General features: G+C 37.4%; 1 protein-coding gene. It reads left to right on the top strand.

What is annotated here, in order from left to right; all coding sequences use genetic code 11:
- A partial coding sequence (locus tag CD112_RS12930) for a dUTP diphosphatase (protein ID WP_103364437.1) occupies positions 1-439 on the top strand: 439 nt, incomplete at its 5' end.

Raw genomic sequence — 439 nt, 5'->3', positions numbered from 1 at the left:
GATACTTGAACCGCAAGAGAAAGCGATTATCAAAACTGATCTAGCAGTCAACATTCCTAAAGGATATGTGGGATTACTCACTTCAAGAAGTGGCGTAAGCAGTAAAACACACTTAGTTATTGAAACTGGCAAAATTGACTCAGGATTTCATGGAAATATGGGGATAAATATTAAGAATGATACAGATTTACATTCAACAAGTGCAGATGTTCGTGTCACTGAAAACGGTATGGAAAATGACATTTTAAACATAAAAGGTGAAACAATAGCAAAAGATAAAGAAGGCGAGTATTTAGCCGATGTATACAAAATCAATAAAGGTGATAGATTGGCGCAGCTGGTCATTGTACCTATCTGGACACCAGAGTTAGAAGAGGTCGCTGAATTTGATATACAAAGCACACGTGGTACAAACGGGTTCGGAAGCACAGGATATTAA

The sequence above is a fragment of the Staphylococcus simulans genome (assembly GCF_002902285.1).
GTDB classification, from domain to species: Bacteria; Bacillota; Bacilli; order Staphylococcales; family Staphylococcaceae; genus Staphylococcus; species Staphylococcus simulans.
The sequence above is the reverse complement of the archived record's forward strand: the minus strand, read 5'-3'. Positions and strand labels throughout refer to the sequence as shown.